19 protein-coding genes are annotated in these 17,678 nt (G+C 32.8%); 10 read left to right on the top strand and 9 right to left on the bottom strand.

What is annotated here, in order from left to right:
* Positions 1 to 56: 56 nt before the first annotated feature.
* From QYS47_RS11435 to QYS47_RS11410, 6 genes are all read right to left on the bottom strand, one after another.
* Positions 57 to 914, bottom strand: coding sequence for a universal stress protein (locus QYS47_RS11435; RefSeq protein WP_308356513.1), 858 nt, complete (start codon positions 912 to 914; stop codon positions 57 to 59).
* A 144-nt stretch (positions 915 to 1,058) separates the two neighbouring features.
* Positions 1,059 to 1,574, bottom strand: a complete 516-nt coding sequence (locus QYS47_RS11430) for a DUF2062 domain-containing protein (RefSeq protein ID WP_322346215.1) — start codon at positions 1,572 to 1,574, stop codon at positions 1,059 to 1,061.
* Entirely contained in the window at positions 1,543 to 1,890 is a 348-nt protein-coding gene (locus QYS47_RS11425; protein ID WP_308356515.1) for a translation initiation factor, read from the bottom strand. The genes QYS47_RS11430 and QYS47_RS11425 overlap by 32 nt, the downstream gene beginning before the upstream one ends.
* A 22-nt stretch (positions 1,891 to 1,912) precedes the next feature.
* Positions 1,913 to 2,632 carry a pseudouridine synthase gene (locus QYS47_RS11420; protein WP_322346212.1) on the bottom strand — a complete coding sequence of 240 codons (720 nt, stop codon included), beginning with the start codon at positions 2,630 to 2,632 and terminating at the stop codon, positions 1,913 to 1,915.
* A gap of 27 nt (positions 2,633 to 2,659) precedes the next feature.
* Positions 2,660 to 3,769 (bottom strand): MBL fold metallo-hydrolase, encoded by a 1,110-nt coding sequence (locus QYS47_RS11415; protein ID WP_322346211.1) that lies wholly within the window; start codon positions 3,767 to 3,769, stop codon positions 2,660 to 2,662.
* A 44-nt stretch (positions 3,770 to 3,813) separates the two neighbouring features.
* On the bottom strand, positions 3,814 to 5,439 hold the full coding sequence (locus QYS47_RS11410) for an ABC-F family ATP-binding cassette domain-containing protein (protein ID WP_308356518.1): 1,626 nt from the start codon (positions 5,437 to 5,439) through the stop codon (positions 3,814 to 3,816).
* 188 nt (positions 5,440 to 5,627) lie between these two features.
* Here QYS47_RS11410 and QYS47_RS11405 point away from each other — a divergent pair, with 188 nt between their 5' ends.
* The 9 genes from QYS47_RS11405 (at position 5,628) to QYS47_RS11370 (ending at position 13,795) form a co-directional block, all read left to right on the top strand.
* The gene (locus QYS47_RS11405) at positions 5,628 to 8,546 is read left to right on the top strand and encodes a hypothetical protein (RefSeq protein ID WP_322346207.1); all 2,919 of its coding nucleotides are present in this window, start codon (positions 5,628 to 5,630) and stop codon (positions 8,544 to 8,546) included.
* Positions 8,543 to 9,592, top strand: a complete 1,050-nt coding sequence (locus QYS47_RS11400) for a mechanosensitive ion channel family protein (RefSeq protein WP_322346205.1) — start codon at positions 8,543 to 8,545, stop codon at positions 9,590 to 9,592. The genes QYS47_RS11405 and QYS47_RS11400 overlap by 4 nt, the downstream gene beginning before the upstream one ends.
* 58 nt (positions 9,593 to 9,650) lie before the next feature.
* Positions 9,651 to 10,250 carry an acetyltransferase gene (locus QYS47_RS11395; protein WP_302124700.1) on the top strand — a complete coding sequence of 200 codons (600 nt, stop codon included), beginning with the start codon at positions 9,651 to 9,653 and terminating at the stop codon, positions 10,248 to 10,250.
* Position 10,251: 1 nt separating this feature from the next.
* Positions 10,252 to 10,881 carry a NeuD/PglB/VioB family sugar acetyltransferase gene (locus QYS47_RS11390; RefSeq protein ID WP_322346202.1) on the top strand — a complete coding sequence of 210 codons (630 nt, stop codon included), beginning with the start codon at positions 10,252 to 10,254 and terminating at the stop codon, positions 10,879 to 10,881.
* Entirely contained in the window at positions 10,878 to 11,402 is a 525-nt protein-coding gene (gene xrtF, locus QYS47_RS11385) for an exosortase family protein XrtF (RefSeq protein WP_322346200.1), read from the top strand. The genes QYS47_RS11390 and xrtF overlap by 4 nt, the downstream gene beginning before the upstream one ends.
* Positions 11,392 to 11,808 carry an exosortase F system-associated membrane protein gene (locus QYS47_RS17540; protein ID WP_407660332.1) on the top strand — a complete coding sequence of 139 codons (417 nt, stop codon included), beginning with the start codon at positions 11,392 to 11,394 and terminating at the stop codon, positions 11,806 to 11,808. Before xrtF ends, QYS47_RS17540 begins: the two co-directional genes overlap by 11 nt.
* A gap of 141 nt (positions 11,809 to 11,949) precedes the next feature.
* Positions 11,950 to 12,162: a hypothetical protein gene (locus QYS47_RS11380; RefSeq protein ID WP_302124708.1), complete on the top strand. Its 213-nt coding sequence runs from the start codon at positions 11,950 to 11,952 to the stop codon at positions 12,160 to 12,162.
* A 72-nt stretch (positions 12,163 to 12,234) separates the two neighbouring features.
* Positions 12,235 to 13,359 (top strand): BF3164 family lipoprotein, encoded by a 1,125-nt coding sequence (locus QYS47_RS11375; RefSeq protein WP_322346197.1) that lies wholly within the window; start codon positions 12,235 to 12,237, stop codon positions 13,357 to 13,359.
* Positions 13,349 to 13,795, top strand: coding sequence for a hypothetical protein (locus QYS47_RS11370; RefSeq protein WP_322346195.1), 447 nt, complete (start codon positions 13,349 to 13,351; stop codon positions 13,793 to 13,795). The genes QYS47_RS11375 and QYS47_RS11370 overlap by 11 nt, the downstream gene beginning before the upstream one ends.
* A gap of 23 nt (positions 13,796 to 13,818) precedes the next feature.
* Here the strand turns inward: QYS47_RS11370 and QYS47_RS11365 are convergent, their stop codons facing one another.
* Positions 13,819 to 14,037: a DUF3820 family protein gene (locus QYS47_RS11365; RefSeq protein WP_302124715.1), complete on the bottom strand. Its 219-nt coding sequence runs from the start codon at positions 14,035 to 14,037 to the stop codon at positions 13,819 to 13,821.
* Complete coding sequence (locus tag QYS47_RS11360) at positions 14,037 to 14,927, bottom strand: 3-hydroxybutyryl-CoA dehydrogenase (protein ID WP_322346193.1); 891 nt, start codon at positions 14,925 to 14,927, stop codon at positions 14,037 to 14,039. The genes QYS47_RS11365 and QYS47_RS11360 overlap by 1 nt, the downstream gene beginning before the upstream one ends.
* A gap of 199 nt (positions 14,928 to 15,126) precedes the next feature.
* Here QYS47_RS11360 and QYS47_RS11355 point away from each other — a divergent pair, with 199 nt between their 5' ends.
* Positions 15,127 to 17,073 (top strand): M1 family metallopeptidase, encoded by a 1,947-nt coding sequence (locus QYS47_RS11355; protein ID WP_322346192.1) that lies wholly within the window; start codon positions 15,127 to 15,129, stop codon positions 17,071 to 17,073.
* A 37-nt stretch (positions 17,074 to 17,110) separates the two neighbouring features.
* Here the strand turns inward: QYS47_RS11355 and QYS47_RS11350 are convergent, their stop codons facing one another.
* Positions 17,111 to 17,677 (bottom strand): hypothetical protein, encoded by a 567-nt coding sequence (locus QYS47_RS11350; RefSeq protein ID WP_322346190.1) that lies wholly within the window; start codon positions 17,675 to 17,677, stop codon positions 17,111 to 17,113.
* Position 17,678: the final 1 nt, after the last annotated feature.

The following is a 17,678-nucleotide window of genomic DNA, read 5'->3' as shown; positions in this document are numbered from 1 at the left end:
GCCTTTTTTGTTATAGAAACTCCAAAAGTAGGTGTTTCAAGAAAAAGTTATCATGTTCAATGAGCTTCTATAACCTTTTTCTTTGTGGTAGACAGAGCAAGTAATGGGATTTTAGTATGAAAAATCAGTGATTTACTCTCACTTTTACCAAACAGACTTTCAAATAATCCTTTCTTTCTTGGCGCTACTACCAGAAGATCTATCTTGTTATTATTAGCAAAATTATCTATTCCTGATTCAACATCATTATCTACTATATAATGATATTGATGGGGAGTTTCTCTTAAATGTAATTCAACATTCTTTGCCTCTTCTGCTTTATCTTTATCGAGCATTGGTTTATCACTTATATGTAATAAATGAATTTTTGAACCAAAAGCCTGACGGATTTCCTTCATAGGATTTAATAATTCAGCAGGAATTCCCTTATAATCATTAGAGAAAGCAATGTTTTGAATATCTTCATATTTAGCATCTGCAGGTATTACTAAAACAGGGCCTAGTTCCGCTTTAATAATACGATGAGCATTAGTACCTAGTATTACTTCATCTACACCACTTGCGCCTTGTGTACCCATTATGATCAGATCAACTTCATTGTCGAGACAATAATCTTCAATAGCATCTTTTACATAGCTCTCAGTTTTTACAGTTTCATATTCAAACTCTTTTAAATAGGGAATTTTGTCTTCTAGCTGATCAAATTCTGAGTTGATATAATCCAATATTTCAGTTTCGCTATCTCCAATTTCATAAGCTATGTTAAAGTCTGAATATGCTAAAGGAACCGTATAGGCATTAAGAATAGTAAGTTCAGCTTTAGGATTTATTTGTCTTGCAAATTTTGTTGCATAGTCTATTGCATTTAAGCTACAAGCTGAAAAATCAGTCGGAATTAAAATATGCTTAAACATGGCTTCTAAATTTATATGTTCTAAATGCTAAAGGAATAGCTTCGCTATGCCTTAATCTTTGATATAAATATAGATTCCTTATTTATAAAATACATTGATAGAGATTAGTCAAAAAGCTGATATAAATCATGCTTAAGACTTGTGTTAGGCCGTGATTTTTCTCCTACCTTCTACCTTTCTTAATCTTAGTTTTCGAGCAATTTGCAACAGCACTAATGCGATAAAATAACTCGCTATTGAAATGGGAATAGTAAGAGCTAGATTACCTAAAGCAAACTGTTTAAAGTATAATAGAATCTGTTGAAGTACCTCATTTTCAACCCTAACATCAGGAAGAGTATTTGAGATGAACTTGCCTAATTTGAAGCTTAACCAATATATGGGAATAATGGTAATTCCATTCCAAACCAACATGGAAAGGAGTACAGCCATTTTATTTAATTGCTTGAAAATGGCAATAAAACCAATTCCTATAGCAGTACTAAAACCTGGAGTGGGTAATAATGCGATAAGTGTCCCAAATGCGTAGCTAAATGCTATGGAGAAATCAGATTTATCAGAGGTCAAAATGGCGATGGTATAACGCTTTAATTTAAAGATAAATTTATCTTTATAGTATCTAAAATACCTAAGCGCCCACTTTTTTAGCTTTGTAGCCATCTTTTTGTAATACTTCAATGATTTTATCTCTAAAATCTCCTTGAATTAATATTTCACCATCTTTTGTACTTCCGCCAACCCCACATTTAGATTTTAACTTCTTGCCTAAATCTTTTAAGTCATCTTCAGTTCCAATAAATCCACTTACTAAGCTGACTTTCTTTCCGGCTCTGGCTTTCTTATCCAGCTGCACCTTTAAATTTTGTTGAGCAGGAGGAAGGGTTTCTTGTTCTTCTTGATCTTCATACTGATACTCAAAATCATCAGAAGTGGAATAAACAATACCTTCTCTATTTTTTTTATTCTTCTTACTCATTATTATTAATACGTTGTAGAATTTAAATGTTTGGGTAAATTACAAACTTACTTTCGAATTTAAGAAAGCCTAATGTTCTTTCAAATTCAGATGAAATTTTAGCTGTAATTGATACATCTTTATGAGAGTGAGGGTGGGTAAAATGTAATTCTTTTGCATGAAGTAGCATACTATCCATACCCCACTTTTCTTTAAAAAGTTTATTCTGCTTATTGCAGCCATGTGGTCTATCTGCTATGATTGGGTGGTTAATATGTGCTAAATGCTTTCTGATTTGGTGCATTCTACCTGTTTCTGGTTTCACTTCTACTAATGAATAGCGGGAGGTGTTAAATTTTCCAAATGCAAGCGGTATTTCAGTATGCATCAAGGTTTTGTAATGAGATATCGCCTCCTGTAATTGCCCATTTTCCTTTCTTAGAGGGTAATCAATGGTGCCATTCGATTCTGTATATCCTCTCACTATAGCTAAATATGTTTTCTGTATCTGCTGTTCTCTGAAGATTAATTTCATTTTAGAATTAGTCTCTTCATTAAGAGCAAACAACAAAACGCCAGATGTTTTTCTATCTAATCTGTGAACAGGATATACTCTTTGTCCAATTTGATCTCTAAGCAATTGTAATGCAAACACATTTTCCTCAGCTGCAATTTTTGATCGATGTACTAATAACCCATGAGGTTTATTAATGGCTACTAGGTGCTCATCTTGATAAAGAATTTCTAAAGGACTCTCAGACATTTCAATTCAAAATTGTAAGGAAAATATTTATTCTGATATCTCCTTAGAGTATTTCTTCCACCATCCGATTTCACTTTCTTCTGAAAGCTGAAACCATTTACCCTGCGGTTTTGAAATCAAGGGAATGTCATTCTTCTGAGCCATTTCTTCCAACTCGTGAATAGGTTCATACCAGCTATGTAAGGCTAAATCAAATGTGCCCCAATGGATAGGAAACATATAATCAGCACGCATTTGCTTAAAGGCTTCCACCGCTTCACCGGCATCCATATGGATATCATGCCAGGCTTCATTATAAGCGCCAATCGGTAATAGCGCTAGCTTAAACGGACCTAATTTCTTATCAATCTCGCCAAAGCCTTTAAATATCCCCGTATCTCCCCCAAAGTAGATTTTATCACCATCAATATCAATCACCCATGTAGCCCAAAAAGTATTATTTTGGCTAAATAAACGACCACTAAAATGACGTGCAGGAGTGGCTGTAATACTAATTCCATTTTCACTATTAGTATCCCACCAACTAAATTCTTTGATCTTTTCTGATTTAACTCCCCAATATTCTAAAGTGGCCCTAACACCGGTTGGGACATAAAACAGCTTCGTTTTATCCGCTATTTTTTTTATGGTTTCATAGTCTAAATGATCATAATGATCATGTGAGAAAACTACAGCATCCAATTCTGGTAAATCTTGAGCCGAAATAGGAGGAGCGCTAAAACGTTCAGGCCCCATGAAACTAAAAGGTGAAGCTCTATTTCCGAGCATTGGGTCTAGCAATACATATTTTCCATTTTTATGCAGTAGAATGGCTGCATGACCTAACCAGTTTACTTGTAAGATACTATCATTCTCATTTTTGTGGGTTTCTTTGAAAATGTAATCTGGGCTAGGTTGAGTTTCTACATTTCTTTTAAAGTAGTTTCTGATAATCCTAGGTACCTGTGTGAATTCAGCACTCTTAGTCGGGATTACATTTACGAACTTACCTTTATTATAGTAAGGAGATTTTTGCATCTCGCTTTTCTCAGGAGCCTTACCTACGGAGGGAACAAAGTATTTTACCATATAATAGCCTAAAATGAAAAAGGCCACTATCGCTAGTAAGCCTTTTAAAATATTGAAAATCTTTTTCATTGTTTGTACTTAAACTGAAAAATGACTCATAAGTTTCAATTGAACTAGGCAGTTACCTTACCATAAAGCTCTTCTCTCTGTGCTTGAATTCTATCATCATCCATATATTGATCATAGGTTTTTAAGCTATCAATATTTCCATTAGGAGTAATTTCTAAAATTCTATTTGCTACAGTGTTGGTGAATTCATGGTCATGAGAAGTAAAGATCACTGTACCAGGGAAGTCTTTCAATCCATTATTAAATGCCTGAATAGATTCCAAATCAAGGTGATTGGTAGGTTCATCCAACATTAATAGGTTACCACCTGTTAACATCATTTTAGAAACCATACATCTCACTTTTTCTCCTCCAGATAAAACATTCACTGATTTGAAAGTTTCCTCACCTGTAAATAACATTTTACCTAAGAATCCACGGATATACACTTCATCCTTTTCTTCAGAATAATTTCTTAACCAGTCGATTAAGTTCTCATCACTCTGGAAAAACTCATCATTATGGTTTGGTAAATAAGAAGTTGTAATAGTTTGCCCAAATTTAAAGCTTCCTGAATCTGCTTCCATATTGCCATTCAGTATCTCAAATAGGGCAGTGGTAGCCAAACTATCCTTACTCAATACAGATATTTTATCTCCTTTATTGACGAATAGATCCAAATCTTTTATGAGTACCTTATCTTCAACAGATTTATTCAACTTTTCAATTTGTAAAATCTGATCCCCGGCTTCTCTGTTTTGATTAAAAATAATAGCAGGATATCTTCTGGTAGATGGCTTAATGTCTTCTACATTAATCTTATCTAATAACTTTCTTCTACTGGTGGCTTGCTTAGATTTAGAAGCATTTGCACTAAAGCGAGCGATGAATTCTTGTAACTCTTTCTTCTTTTCCTCTGCTTTTTTATTTGCAGATGATTTTTGCTGTAGCGCTAATTGACTTGATTCATACCAGAAAGAATAGTTACCAGAGAACATATTGATTTGACTAAAATCAATATCCACTATGTGAGTACATACAGTATCTAAAAAGTGTCTATCGTGAGATACTACGATTACTGTATTTTTAAATTCTAAAAGGAAATCCTCTAACCAAGCGATAGTATAAATATCCAAATCGTTGGTAGGCTCATCGAGAATCAATACATCAGGATTACCGAATAAAGCTTGAGCTAATAAAACACGTACTTTATAGTTACCACTAATGTCTTTCAATAACTTATAGTGATGCTCTTCTTCTATTCCTAATCCACTTAATAAGGCAGCTGCATCTGATTCAGCATTCCAGCCATCCATTTCAGCGAATTCTTCTTCTAATTCAGATACTTTAATACCATCTTCTTCTGAAAAATCAGGCTTACTGTACAGCTCTTCCTTGGCCTTAATATTGTTCCAAAGCTTATCATGCCCCATCATTACTGTATTTAATACAGAATGTTCGTTGAACTCATTATGGTTCTGCTTTAAAACGGCCATTCTTTTTCCTGAATCAAGGCTAACGGAACCTTTAGTAGGGTTTACCTCTCCAGAAAGAATTTTAAGAAAAGTAGATTTTCCTGCTCCATTAGCGCCAATTACGCCATAGCAATTACCTTGAGTAAATTTGATGTTTACTTCATCAAATAAAACTCTTTTCCCGAATTGTAAAGTTAAATTACTGGTATTAATCATATCATTTTGTCAATCAAGCCGCAAAGGTACGCATATTCATTGAGAGTGATAAGTTTTATGTTGATCTTATTTGGAATATTTTATTTAAACCCACTATTTACAGAATTTTATTGCTTTTTAAATTACCTTGGGCAGACTTTTTTATTCCCTAAAAAGTATCAAATTTGTAATTCCTTCAAAAGTAATTTATGGAAGAGAACCAAGAACAGATTGCCCAGCAATGGCATGCTTTTTTACAAGAATATTTCCAGAAGCGCATTCAACAAAAGCAGGAATTTATTCTTAAGCATTTTGAATTCATAAAGGAGCAAAAACCTTCCGATTCAAAAATTAGTGATGCTAAAATTGAAGATGATTATAAGCAATCTGTTTTTGAGTTTATTAAAAACACCTACAATGTTAAGCCTAACTTAGAGGCAGAAGATGAGATTAACGTCCATCAGACACTATCCACTGAGTTTCATAATTATCTTTCTTCTATACCTGAGAAAGTCAATATTGAACAAAGGGAAGCTCGCTTTAAAATTTTAAAGGAAGATGCTTTTAGACTCAAATTACTTAAGCCTTATAAAATCTTTGCTTTTAAGTTTTCAAAAATTCCATTTCATATTGCTAATCTTTTTAGGAAGGAAAAGAAAAAGCTGCATTACTGGAAGCATGAAGTTAAAACTCAAGCATTATTTGAAAGATGGTTTTTCAATAAAATGTATTCCACTTTAGATGAAGTTAATCAGGATATTCTAAAGGAATTTTCGGATGCACTTTTAGAGGTAAAATCATTTGAATCAAATCCAGATCAAATCGATAATGATCCAACTAGTTATTTCAATGAAGATTTTAAAAAGTCAATTAAGCTTAAGATAAACGATGCCTACCTAAAGAATTGTGAGCAATATGAAAAAGAGTTTGAATTAATCGGCACAATAGAATATAACAAAAAACTGATCTCTGAAAGGAGGCTGGAAAGAGATTACCGTCAATTAAAAAAGCATTATTCAAAGCATCATCATAATTGGCAGAATACAATCCATGCTCTATTTGAAGATTGGAGATCGGTATTAGAACTATCTGCCTTACAAGCTTATATCGCTAATAATATTCATGATCTTGATGAGAATATTCAATCTTGGAAGGCGAAAATTTATGATCATTTTTTAAATGATATAAAATCCTATTTGGCCGAGGCACAAGCTATGTTTGATCAGGAAGTAATGGGGCTTGAGGGAATTACAAAAAAGATTACTCAGGTAAAGTATATTACTAATAAGAAGCTAGGGAAAGGTTTGATTCAAAATATGCAAGAAAACTTATCTAAGAATTCTATTTTGAATCAGATGGATAGACTTGAGCATATGGTGAGTGAGAGAGTTGAAAAGTTAGCAACCGCTTATGTAGTAACGAAATCAAATCAATTTGACGTTCCATTGGAAGATAATGAGCTTTCCACTATTTCAAATTATGAGTTATTGTCCTTTGAACTAATTCCAGATTTAAATGCGAAGCTTGAAGAGTTGAAAAGTGAGGTGTTCAGGGTAATGGATGAACTCTTGATTAAGGTGGGAGATATTGATGAGATAGTGGACTATGTATTAAGTGCAGCATCAAATTCACTGGACCAAGATGAAGATGAACAGCAAGCAAAAAGTATCATAGTAGATGGATTTGAAAGAGCTGAAAATACTACAAATGAAGTAGAAAGCCAGATTAATGAGATAGTTGAGAAATCTGGAGAACAGCTCAGAGAAATGAGTGATGAGTTAATAGAAGAATTACAAAAACTTAAGCAAAATGATAAAGTTTCGGCTTTAAGAATTCGGATTAGTAAGGCAAAAGCTTTGCACAAATCTGAAGCTTTAACTCAGAAAGTATTCGATTACATTAAGAATTACTTTTCAATAGCAAAATCATTTTTTCTTAAATACTACGATAAGGCTTTAGAGCTTAAAACAGAATTATCTAAACGCTTTTTATCAGCTACCATCGTAAATGAGCCGAATAGAGCAGTGTCAGATTTCTTAAATGAATCAAATCAGATAATCAACGGATTACCCCTCATTTACAGGAAACTTTACGCAATAGAACCCTTAACTGATATGGTTTTATTTGAAGGTAGAGAAAAAGAAATTAAAAGAATCTCAACCGCCTATGCTGCCTGGCAAGAAGGAAAGTTTGCAGCTGTTTTACTGACTGCTGAGAAGTGGAGTGGTATGACTTCTTTAATTAATTATTCAGTTAAAAACATCAAGTTCAATATTATTCCTCTACGGATTGAATTGAAAATCAATGATCCGGAACCCCAAACACTTTTTAAAATATTATCTGAAAAATTAGAGGAAAATTTAACGGATAAAGAGTCAATAATTGAGTTTTTGAATACAGGTAAAAAGAGAATCATAATCATTGAGAACCTTCAAAAGCTTTTTCTTAGAGAAATGCACGGACAGAAGTCACTTATTGATTTTATAGATATTATGACCGCTACACAAAAGAATGTATTCTGGATCGGTTCCATTTCTATTTATACATTTAATTATTTAGAGAAGTCTTTAAAAATGAGTGCTTTCTTTAGTTATCATATTCCGCTAGAACCATTAAGTGATGATGAAATCAGTAAATTAATTATCAAAAGGAATAGAATAAGTGGTTTTAAAATTCAATTTGAAAAATCTGAAAAAGATATAAATGACAAAAAATATAATAAACTTGATGAAAAGGAGAAGCAAGATCATTTAAAGGAAAGGTTCTTTAAAGACCTTAATAACTTCGCGAAAAGCAATATTAGTATGGCCTTGATGTTTTGGTTGTTATCTACCAAAAAAGTAGATGATCAAAACATTATAATTAAAAATTTCAAAAAGCCTGACTTCAGCTTCTTATCCTCAATAAAGATGGATAGAGTTTTTGTATTACAGGCCTTAATCATGCATGATGGCTTATTTCAGGGGCAGTTAGCAAAAGTGCTTTCATATGATATCACTAAAACTAAATTTCTATTAATAGAGCTTTTAGAAGATGGCGTTTTACAAGAGAAAGAAGGCCAATTCTTTGTTAATCCAATTATTTACAGAAATACGGTTCAACTATTAAAGTCTAGAAATTTACTATGAGAAATGTTGTTATAAATAGTTTATTATCGGTTTTATTAGTCTTAGCCGTATCTTTTGAGAGTTACGCACAGGAACCTCTAGAGCCTTCTAAAATAGATAGTAGCTTAATAACAATTGATTCTATTGTTGATGTGGTCAAGGACTCCATAAGAAGGGATTCAGCAGATCAGTCAGCCAATTCGGAAGTTTCAGAGTCAAAATCAGAAACTGATACAGTTTTTGTCCAGACAGCAAATGCTACTGAGCCAAAGAAAGAAGACAATAAAATAGAGGATATATCGAAGTTTTTTTCTGGGGATAATATCTTCTATTCTATAATTTTTCTATTGGTAGGTTTTCTAATTATAAGAGCCATAACTTTTGTTTTAAATGCTTTAGCAGAACGCAGTACGAAATATAGAATCACCTTTAAAGGCCTTATCCCAATTGTTAAGATTTTAGGATGGATATTAGTAGTTACCTTAATTATAGTTGTAATATTCAAACCCTCAATGGCCACTATGTTGGCATTTTCAGCTTCCATTGGTGTGGCAGTAGGTTTTGCATCACAAGATATTCTAAAGAATATTTTTGCGGGTATTGTTATTCTGTTAGACAGACCTTTTGTATCAGGCGATAAAATTGAAATTGATAAGTTTTATGGAGAAGTTGTAGAAATAGGACTAAGATCAACACGTATAGTTACGCCTGATGATTCATTGGTTTCTGTTCCAAATGCGGTGATGATGAACAGTTCATTATCAAATGCTAATTCAGGAGAAGCTAATTGTCAGGTAGTTGCGGAGATTTATTTGCCTCTTACTATTGATACAATTAGAACGAGAGAAATAGCTACGCAAGCATCTACTGTGTCAAAGTATATTTATCTAGATAAACCCATAACAATATTATTCTTTAATGAGATAAATAATACGAATTCTTATTATAAAATGAGGGTTAAAGCCTATGTAATGGATATTCGGGATGAGTTTCGTTTTAAAAGTGATATGACTGAACTGATAGTTTCTGAATTGGTGAAAGAGGGAGTATTAACGGGTCATTTGTAATCCTTTCAGGATTATTATTTAGTTTTACAATTATCAATTAAAATCTCGAATCAAGAGTATGTTATTATTTGGAGCAAGTGGACATGCTAAAGTAATTGTTGACAATCTATCGTCTCAAGGTATAAAAGTGAATGGCTTTTATGATGAAGATGAATCAAAAAAGGAATTATGGGGAATCCCAGTAATTGGTAAAACAAAGGATTACAAAAAATCAACTGAAGAGTGCCTAGTATCAATCGGTAAAAATAGTACTCGGAAGAAGGTCGTGCAGCAATTGAAAGAGGCTCCTTTTGGAACTGCAATAAATAAAACTTCTATACTGGGATCTAATGTTAAAATTGAGAAAGGTACAGTGGTTATGGCAGGTACTGTTATTAATGCAGATACCAAAATAGGAAAACATGTCATCATCAATACTTCGGCTAGTGTAGATCATGACTGTATCGTGGATGATTATGCTCATATCGCACCTAATTCAAGTTTATGTGGGGGTGTTCATGTAGGTGAAGGGACTCTAATTGGAGCAGGAGCAACTGTTATTCCCTTAGTGAAAATAGGGAAGTGGTGTACAATTGGCGCAGGTGCAGTAATAGTAGAAGATGTTCCGGATCATTCAGTAGTGGTAGGTAATCCTGGCAAAATAATAAAGCAAAATTAAGATGACAGAAATTGCAATATTTGGAGCAGGAGGTTTCGGAAGAGAAGTTAATCTGATCATTCAACAGTTAATCAAAAAGGGACATCCCCTTCATTTTTTAGGTTATTTCGATGATGAAGATAAATCTGCTGAATTAGGGCAGTCATATTTGGGCAATATAGAGGATCTTAATAATTGGAATAAACCTATTTCAATAGCAGTTGCAGTGGGGAACGGTTTGGTGAGAAAAGAAATAGTAAATAAAATTACCAACCCAAAAGTAGATTATGCTCGTTTGATTTCACCCTATGCTATTTTTAATGACATCATTGAAGTAGGAAAAGGGAGTATTGTATGCGCTGGAGCGAATTTAACTACTAACATTTCAATTGGTAATTTTACAGTAATTAATTTGAATGCTACAATTGGTCATGATTGCATTTTAAATGATTTTTGTTCAATTATGCCAGGAGTAAATTTGGCAGGTAATGTTGAATTGGAGAAAGGTGTTTTTGTAGGAAGCGGTGCAAATATTTTGAACGGAGTTCGTATGAAAGAAAATAGTGTGCTAGGATCAGGGGCAGTACTAATAAATGATTTAGCAGCCAATGAGAAAGCTGTGGGAGTACCAGCAAAAACTATTAGAAAGTGAGTTTATATCAAGATTTTAAACCATCCATACTATTTTTAGCCAAATTCATTGGGCTTTACATTATCCTTAATATTGCCTACGGATTTTATTTGGATGCTTCAAAAGGAGATGCCGATGTAGTTACCAAAATAGTGACAGAACAGACCGCATGGATTATTGATTTATATGAAGATCAAATTAGTACAGGGCCAACGGAAGATTTAAAAAGTATTTTTATTTACCAAGGTGAAAACCCTATTTTGTCAGTATATGAAGGCTGTAATGGGCTAAATGTAATGATAATATTTTTATCCTTTCTGATTGCTTTTGGTACTATTGGCAAGAAAATGCTATGGTTTATTCCGACTGGAATTATAGTAATTCATCTTTTTAATCTGCTTCGAATTCTTCTGTTGTTTCATGTCACCATTTCAATGCCTGAATTTTTATACTTTAGTCATAAATACTTATTTACTGCATTTATCTATATAGCAGTTTTTGGAATGTGGGCATTATGGATTTTGAAAATAAATGATAAATAAAGGAATTTTAGAACCTAATAGTAGTCTTAGAATTACGCTAATTATCATAAGCGTAATATTCTTAGGTATAGTCTTTCTTGGTCAGCGATTCAATTATAGTTCATTTTTTGGTTTTTCATTATCACATCAAAATGAGTTTATTTTCAATCGAAGTCTTCGGTTTTTGATAAATGATAATTTAGTCCTGCTAATAATTTATGCTTTGTTTTATGAAAGGAAATATGTGAAATTCGGACTACTGGTAGAAGGGTTTGGCTTTTTCTTTTTACTAATTCCATATTTTCTTTTACGCTTCTACACGGATCTCGACCATATGATCATTAGCTTTCTACACCGCTTAATTATTAACCCTACTTTAATGCTATTGATTATTCCAGCTATATATTTAAAAAAAAATAAATATTAAGATAAGTCCTTGGTTAGTTGTAATTATGGACAGTTTTTTTCTTCTGAACAATTTAGCAGAATAATTGAAAAAGAAATATTAAAGTTTGTGTGATTAAAAATATATTAATACATTAGTTGCTCAATCAAAACAACAAATAAGATGAAAAGAAAAATCAAAGCTTTAATGTTAAGTACAGTTGTAGGAGCAGTATTAATTACGATTGCTACTTTAAGTTCCAAAGAGGTAAATGCTGATCCATTAAATGAAAGACTGTCTTGTGGGTGGGGTTATGAGTGCGTTTTTTCTAAAACTGCATTTGAACATGTCGTATTACTTGGATACGAAAACGGTGGCCCAAATGTCAATCCTTGAAATTAACATAGTCTTTCGCTAACCTAAAAAGAGAAGAATCATAATGAATGAATTATGGTTCTTTTTACTTTTATGAAGAATATAATAGTTTTCTTATTTGCATTTTTGGTGATTTCAGCATGTACTAGGAAGGAAGAAATGTCTTCTAGTGCTATGCAAGGAAAGATAAAATATATAAATGACTATCAATTAGAAGAACGCTTAATTAAAGGGGTTAATGTTTTCCCTAATATGACCTTTAATTATCCCTATGATTTAGTTATAAAGGATTCTCTAATGTTGATTTCTGATATTAAAGAGTACAATGGTTTGCTATCGGTACTTAATCTAAAAAGTGGAGAGCTAATTGGTCGCTATATAAAAAGTGGTGATGGACCTGAAGAATTAATTTCCATTGCTACTATTGAAATATCGGATGCTGGTCATATTTTTTTGCATGATAAGACGGGAAAGCAAGTAGGTAAATTGAAATTCGATCAATTGTTAAATGGAGATATAAGTAATTTAAAGTCAGAGGGATTCAAAATGCAAATTTATGATGAAGACTATCCCCTTAATTTAGTCTCATTTACCTTGTTAAGTGATTCCACTTTTGTAAGTATAATTCGACCATTCCCCAAGAAGCGTTTTTTGATTCATAATCAAGATTTGGATTCACTAAGGACTTTCGGCCAGTATCCACCCACAATTGATAAAGAACATAATCTCTCTGAAGCATTTATAAATGGTGCGGTAAAAGGGGTATTGTTTTTGGCTCAAATGAAATATAGTATCACTAATGAGAAATTGATAGTTGCTTATTCAAAAGTGGATTTGATTCAAATCTATGATCTGAAAAATCTTGAAACTCCGCCTATAAATATTACATCTAAAGAAACGGAGATCCCATTCCCTTATAATGTTACAGGTACAAATATTGGAGTTCCGTGTAGGGGGTGTCCATTGGGATACGATTCACCGTCATTACAAGATTCAGTTTTCTATGTAAGGAATATTAACAATAAATATGGGGAAAGGAATTCTTTTGTGTCCAACGAGATCTTAAAATTTGATTATGAAGGGAACTTATTAGGAAAATACGTCTTAGATGAGAAATTATATGCAATTACAATTGATGCTAGTGGAAAATTCTTATACGGTATCAATATCTCAACTGAAAATCCTCAAATTTTAAAATATGCCATTAATGAGAACTAATATTTTATTTGTTTTCTGTATTGTCCTTTTTGCAGGATGTACTTTTAAAGATAAAAAACGGGAAACTATAAATTTAGATTTTGAAAAGCTACAATATATCAAAGGATCAAATGTTTCAGAATTTACATATTTGTCTAAAAATCTTGCAATACTCTATTTATCCTATGATTGCACTGTGTGTATAACTAAAATTATTGAGTTCAACGACAAAGTAAGTGAAATGGAGTCTGTTAAAGCAATAGTTATAGGAAAGGGAGATCAAATAATGGTAAAGAATCTCCTGCACGATCAAAATGTCTCCATAGGCGTTTATGCAATCAAGGAAAATGAAACTATTCAATCAATCTCCAATTACAATCTTGATGTAGTTACTTTATTAGATAAAGATTATAAACTATTATCCAGAACTCCTTTTGTTGAATTCATTAATCAATAAAAAAGTATAGAAGATGCTTAATTTTATTTTAGAGGTTTGAGTAGATCCTCTAATCCATTGGTTTTTATTACCCAAAGTGTTTCCATCTGCATACCTAACTTACCAGATGGGAATCCGTCTTTTCTTTTAAACCATTCAAGATAGGAGACAGGTAAGTTACAAAGTAAAATGCCCTTATATTTTCCAAAGGGCATTTTAACTCTCACTAAATCTTTTAAAATCTCAGGATTAAATCCTTCCATTATTTTTTAAAGGTATCAGCAACTACTAAATCTTTGGTGCCATGGCTATAGTTATAAAAACCTTCGCCAGATTTTGCTCCTAATTTTCCAGCCTGAACCATATTGATTAACAATGGGCATGGTCTGTATTTAGGATCGCCTAAGCCATCATGTAATACATTTAATATGCTTAAGCATACATCTAAACCAATGAAATCAGCTAGTTGTAATGGTCCCATAGGATGAGCCATTCCTAATTTCATAACAGAATCAATTTCTTTTACTCCTGCAACCCCTTCAAATAAGCTGAAGATTGCCTCATTAATCATAGGCATAAGAATTCTATTGGCAATGAAACCAGGGTAATCATTTACCTCTTCAGGAATTTTGCCTAATTTCTTAGACATTTCCATAATCTGATTAGTCACTTCATCAGAAGTTGAATATCCTCTAATGATTTCAACTAATTTCATTACGGGAACAGGATTCATAAAATGCATACCTATTACTTTTTCTGGTCTTTTAGTAACGGATGCTATTTTGGTAATGGAAATAGAACTAGTGTTTGAGGCTAATATGGTTTTGTCATCGCAAACCTCATCTAATTCTTTAAATATTTTTAGTTTAAGATCAGTATTTTCTGTTGCTGCCTCAACTACTAATTCAACACCTTTAGCCCCCTCTGCTACTGAAGTGAAAGTTGTGATGTTATTTAAGGTTTCAGCTTTTTTAGCCTCATCAATGATTTCCTTTTTCACTTGTCTATCAAGGTTTTTACCGATAGTAGCAAGTCCTTTTTCTAAAGCTGATTCGCTTATATCGATTAGTGAAACTTTAAATCCATTTTGAGCGAAAACATGGGCAATACCATTTCCCATTGTTCCTGATCCAATTACTGCTATGTTTTCCATAATATTTTCGATTAATTTTTTAGCTGTGGCAAAGATATAAAAACTACTTATTACCCATAACCAGCAATCATAAAAGATGTTAATAGTTTCATCATAATTATTCTTGAAAATGTAGGTTGTAATTATTATTCAATTCTGGCATCACAATAAAATATTATTAATTTCGTGTTCTTTAAAATCAAAACTCTAAACAAGATTTATGAAAATAATTAAAATTTCGGTTTTATTGTTTTTTGCCATATCAACAGTTTTGTATGCGCAAGAAGCACAAGAAACAAACCAAGAATTATTTAAATTCTTTGGGGATAGAGAAGGGAATGAATTTAGATCTGCTTCTGGAAAACCTGGACATAATTACTGGCAAAATAGTGCAGATTATAAAATTGATGTAACCTTAGATGAAGAGAATGAGATGATCTCTGGTAAAATCACTATTGACTATACTAACAATAGTCCTGAAGATTTAGAGTTTGTATGGCTTCATTTAGAACAGAATCGTTTTACAGAAACTTCTAGAGGTACATTAACTACTCCAATTCAAGGCAACAGATATACTGGAGACATGGATGGCGGTTATGATATTTCCAATGTGAAAGCTGTAAGCGGTAGGAGAGGAACTCCATCTTCAAAACATATTATAAATGATACCAGAATGCAGGTTTTCTTCAATGAACCAATTGAAGCTAATGGTGGTACTGCTACAATCAGCATGAATTTCAAATATCAAATTCCAGTAAAGGGAATGGATAGAATGGGTCAATTAAAAGTGGATGATGGAACTATATTTGCCATGGCTCAATGGTATCCTAGAATGGTGGTTTTTGATGATATCAGAGGTTGGAATATTGAACCATATTTAAGTGCTGGTGAGTTTTATTTAGAATATGGTGACTTTGAGTATAATGTCACTGTACCTTACAATCATATAGTAGTTGGTTCTGGTGAGTTATTGAATCCCGGAGATGTACTGACATCTGAGCAGCAAAGTAGAATGGATAAGGCTTCGAAAAGTGATGAAAGAGTTTACATCATTACGCCTGATGAAGTTGGAGATCCTTCTAAAACAAGACCAAAACAGTCAGGAAACTTAACTTGGAAATTCAAAATCGAAAATGCTCGTGATGTAGCATGGGGTTCATCTCCTGCATTCATTTGGGATGCTGCTAAAATTGATCTACCAAGTGGAAAGAAGGCTATGGCACAATCAGCCTATCCTAAAGAAAGTGATGGTGAAGACGGATATGGTAGATCTACAGAATATTCAAAAGCTTCTATAGAGCATTATTCAAATATGTGGTATGAATACCCATATCCAAATGCAGTTAATGTTGCTGCGGATATAGGAGGAATGGAATATCCAGGATTAAACTTCTGTGGGTATCAATCGAAAAATAAATCATTATGGGGAGTGACCGATCACGAATTTGGTCATAACTGGTTTCCAATGATTGTAGGAAGTAACGAAAGACTTTATGCCTGGATGGATGAAGGCTTTAATACATTCATTAATTTTTATTCTTCTGAGGAATTTAATGATGGTGAATTTGCCGATGATTTAGATGAAACTCGTGCTTACGTAAGCTGGCTTACTAGCGAAACCAGAGAAAAGATTGCTACTTACCCAGATGTAGCAAATACTAGAAATTTGGGAATGGTAGCTTATATGAAACCTGCAATGGGGTTATTAATGCTTAGAGAATATATTTTAGGTCATGAGAGATTCGATAATGCATTTAAAGCTTACATCGAAAGATGGGCATACAAGCATCCAACGCCAGGTGACTTCTTTAATACAATAGAAAATGTGGCAGGCGAAAGCCTTTCATGGTTCTGGAGAACATGGTTCTATGGAAATGGTAATATAGATATTGCTTTAGATGGTGTTTATCCGTATCAGGGTAGCTATCTATTAGTGTTGTCAAATAAAGGAGAGGTTCCTATGCCAGTTAAAATAAAAGTGACCTATGCTGATAGAACTGATGAAATGGTGGAACTACCGGTTGAAATTTGGCAAAGAGGAGATTCATGGAATCATCTTTTAAGTACTGGTAAAGAAGTAGAAAAAATTGAAATTGATCCAAATAAAATTACGCCAGATATTAATGGATCAAATGATGTGTGGCCGAGCACATATTACAAAGATTAATTTAATAATTTTAAAAAGCCCTCTACTGAGGGCTTTTTTATTCTACTATGGGTTTGAATGGTAAGTCATTTAAATTACATAATTCTACTTCTTCTCTAGAGAGGTAGTATTTATTAAGCTTATCTTTATAATCCTGACCCACTAAGTCATGATTTAAAACCCATTCTTTAGTCGCTAAAATTTCACTTTTAAATCCTTTTTTAATGGCATTATAATCAGCCTCATGTTCAGTTTTCATTTTGAATGAATCTGATACTATATATTTAAGTCCATAATTTATCATTCCTATGTTTGAATACGAAATATAATCTTTAATATGTCCTAGTTCATGAGCAAACCAACCTACTAAAACTTTATCTGGTATGTCCCGGACTTTAAGTTCTGAACTGCTACTTACAAATACTGCCAATTTAATCTGATACTTTTTTATACCAGTTAAGATGTTTTTCAGATTAATTACAGGCTGGGCCTGCATGGTTGAACTTTTAATTCTTTTCTGATTTAGTGTAATAGAATAATCATGCAATTCGTGATAAGCTGAAAGTGCACTTTTGAAACAATCTTGTACTTTTTCTGAAGCAACATTTCTAAAATTTATAATCATA

This window comes from Marivirga arenosa, from assembly GCF_030503875.2.
Classification (GTDB): domain Bacteria; phylum Bacteroidota; class Bacteroidia; order Cytophagales; family Cyclobacteriaceae; genus Marivirga; species Marivirga arenosa.
Note: the sequence above shows the minus strand (reverse complement) of the source record. Positions and strands in the feature narration are given on the sequence as shown.